The sequence below is a fragment of the Paenibacillus sp. FSL A5-0031 genome (assembly GCF_001956295.1).
Taxonomy (GTDB): domain Bacteria; phylum Bacillota; class Bacilli; order Paenibacillales; family Paenibacillaceae; genus Pristimantibacillus.
In genome coordinates this window covers 1-3,357 of the sequence record NZ_MRTD01000052.1, presented here as the reverse complement: position 1 = coordinate 3,357, position 3,357 = coordinate 1, and the positions used below count along the sequence as shown (strand labels likewise).

2 protein-coding genes are annotated in these 3,357 nt (G+C 49.9%); both read left to right on the top strand.

Going from position 1 to position 3,357, the window contains the following annotated elements:
- A partial coding sequence (locus tag BK120_RS34175; protein ID WP_179089961.1) for an AMP-binding protein occupies positions 1-540 on the top strand: 540 nt, incomplete at its 5' end.
- 32 nt (positions 541-572) lie between these two features.
- Positions 573-3,357 (top strand): condensation domain-containing protein (locus BK120_RS34170; protein ID WP_144376929.1); only part of this gene is annotated, 2,785 nt, incomplete at its 3' end.

The following is a 3,357-nucleotide window of genomic DNA, read 5'->3' as shown; positions in this document are numbered from 1 at the left end:
GTGCTTTGCAATGAAGAGGAACGGGGCGATGCCCATCTGCTGCAGGAGCTTATAAAGAAGCATCGGGTAGAGGTGCTACAAATTACACCATCACGCTTCAAGTGGTGGATGGCGCAGGTGAGCCAAAGCGAGGTTTGGAAAGCCTTAAGTATAGTCATGATTGGAGCGGAGCCGTTGACGATGGATCTGCTGGAGAGACTTCGTTCGGTGACGAATGCACGTATCTTCAATCTTTATGGACCAACGGAAACAACGGTATGGACATCGGTGTGCGAGGTAACTAGCGGTGAGAACATCACGATTGGCAAGCCTATTTCCGGGGCAGCAATGGTTGTACTAAATCCAGCACTGCAGCTGCAGCCGACGGGTGTAATTGGTGAAATCTGCATCTTAGGAGCAGGCGTTGGACGGGGGTATCTTCGCCATCCAGAATGGGATCATGGAGTATTCATCACGAGCTCGTTTAATGCAGGTGAGAGGATGTACCGCACGGGTGATACGGTGAATTTGTATACGCAGGCCGCCGCGATCATCAGGTAAAAATACGAGGACATCGCATTGAAACCGGTGAGGTGGAGCAGCAGCTGCTGCTGCATGAGCATGTGAAGGAAGCTGTTGTCATCGTATTTCAGGAGGAGGAGGGCGACCATGCGCTTTGTGCGTATGTTGTACCCGCTTCCGACTCTAGTTGTAACAACAATATTAACGAACACAACCTCTCCGACATGATTTCGGAGCTACAGACCCATCTCAGCAGCAAGTTGCCTGCCTATATGATTCCAGCTTATGTGATGCTGCTGGATGCAATACCGCTCACACCAACCGGAAAGCTGCATCGAAAGGCGCTGCCAAAACCTCATAAGACTGTGCTGAGTGAGCGCCAGTACTTAAGGCCAAGAAACGAGACGGAACGCAAGCTTGCCGAGCTGTGGAAAGATTTGTTGTTGTCGGATGATATTGGCGTGATGGACAGCTTTTTCGAGCTTGGCGGCCATTCGCTCAAGGCTGCAGCGCTGGTAAGCCGAATCCATGAGCAGTTTGGTGTACATGTGCCGCTGAGGGAGCTGTTTTTAAATCCAAAGCTAGGGTCCCTTGCTGAAGTAATTGAAAGTAAACATCTGCAAACATATAAATCGATTCCGCGCCAGATGGATCAGGAGCATTATCCGATGTCGCATGCGCAGAGAAGACAATATTTGCTGGGGCTGCTAACAGGAGAATCAACGATGTACCATGTTCCGTTTGCACTGCGAATTCGGGGCAAGCTGGACGCATCGAGACTTGAAGCTGCGTTTACATCATTGGTCGCTAGGCATGAGAGTTTACGAACTTCGTTTCATTATATGGATGAGCAATTCAGGCAGCGAGTCCTCCCAGAGAAGGCATTTCATTTCGAGGATGGGCTAGATGAGCTAGTACCATCTAGTGATGATGTAATCGCTGAATCAGAATGGCTGAATGAGCTCATTACGAAGTTTATAAGACCTTTTGATTTGGAAAGCGGACTGCTGCTAAGGGCAGGACTTCTTCAACTGAAAGAAGAGCATTACTTGCTGCTGCTGGATATCCATCATATTGTGATGGATGGCGTTTCGATGAGTGTGCTGGTAAAGGAATTAACGGCATTATACGGCGGAAATGAACTGCCAGAGCTGCGGGTGCAATATAGGGATTATGCGGTCTGGCAGGAAGGACAGCTAGGCGGCGAAGCAATCGAGGCGCATGAGCGTTACTGGTTGAAGAAGTTTGAAGGCGAGCTGCCGCTGCTGGAATTGCCGACAGATAGGAAACGCCCGATCATTCAAACTTTTAAGGGGCGAAAATATGTCTTTCATCTAGACGGAGAGCTTGCACAGCGGGCGCGGCGTTTGGCGGCAGAGCAAGGTGTGACACTATATTCAGTACTGCTAAGTGCTTATGCTTTTATGCTTGGGAAGTACAGCGGACAAGAGGATATTATTGTTGGTACGCCAGTAGCTGGACGTAATCATGTTGATGTGGAGGGACTCATCGGCATGTTCGTCAATACAGCAGCCATCCGTTGTCGACCGCAGCTCGAACGTACAGTTAGCAGCTACGTTTCTGAATTGCACGAGGATGTGCTGCAGGCGCTGGAGCATCAGGAGTATCCGTTCGAGAAGCTGGTGGAGCGGCTAAACCTCGTTCAGGACAAGAGCCGAAATCCGTTGTTCGATACGATGTTTATTTTGCAAAATATGGAGCGTTCAGCGTTGCAAGCGGGCGGTTTGAGCTTCGAGCCGCAGCCGTTTGAACACGGTGTCAGCAAGTTTGATTTGACACTTGAAGCTGTAGAGCGCGCGGAAGGCATTGCCTTCAGCTTGGAATATGCAACGGATTTGTTTCATGAGGAAACAGTCATCAGGATGGCCCATCACTACTGCGCGATTATTAAAGCAATGACGTCGAGCGAAAATCGATTGCGGACATTAGGCGAACTAGAGCTGCTTAACGATGAAGAAAAGTTGGAGCTGCTTGGGGCATTGAATAGTATGACATGGATGAAGAGCAGTGGTGCTGATGCTGAAGGGGCTGCAGCATCAGGAGATGCACCCGCAAAAATGCCGCTGAGTTTGCAGGGCCAAGCTTCATCTTTGCCAGGTATCCCGTTCAAATGGCGATCCGTCATTGAAGAGATAGAGAAGCAGGCTGCAAAAACTCCAGATGCGGTTGCAGTCCATTTTGAATCGGAGCAGATGACCTATCGCGAACTAAATGATAGATCCAACCAGCTGGCACATACGCTTCGCAGCCGCGGGGTGGGACCGGAGCGAATTGTAGCGCTGATAGCAGACCGATCCCCCCTGTTGATGATCGGCATTCTTGGCATTTTGAAAGCAGGGGGCGCTTATGTCGCTATTGATCCGGCATATCCTGTTGAGCGTATTCAGTGGATGCTGGAGGATTGCGGCGATCAATGGCTTCTGACAGAAAGGAAATATGCTGGGTTTGTCATAAATGCGTCAGAAGAATGGTATTTGGATGATGCTGATCTCTATAGCTCGGAACGAGGAAATCTGGAGATCGTAAGCCGTCCGGAGCATCTGGCGTATGTACTGTATACTTCGGGCTCAACGGGTAGGCCGAAGGGTGCAATGATCGAGCATCGCGGACTGGCAAGCTTCGTGAGCGCATTCCGTGAGCGAATTCCATTCGAAGCAGGCCAAAGCATATTGGCAATGGCGACCGTATCGTTCGATATTTTCATCGTAGAGAGTCTACTCCCATTAACAATGGGGATGAAAATGGTGCTTTGCAATGAAGAGGAACGGGGCGATGCCCATCTGCTGCAGGAGCTTATAAAGAAGCATCGGGTAGAGGTGCTACAAATTACGCCAT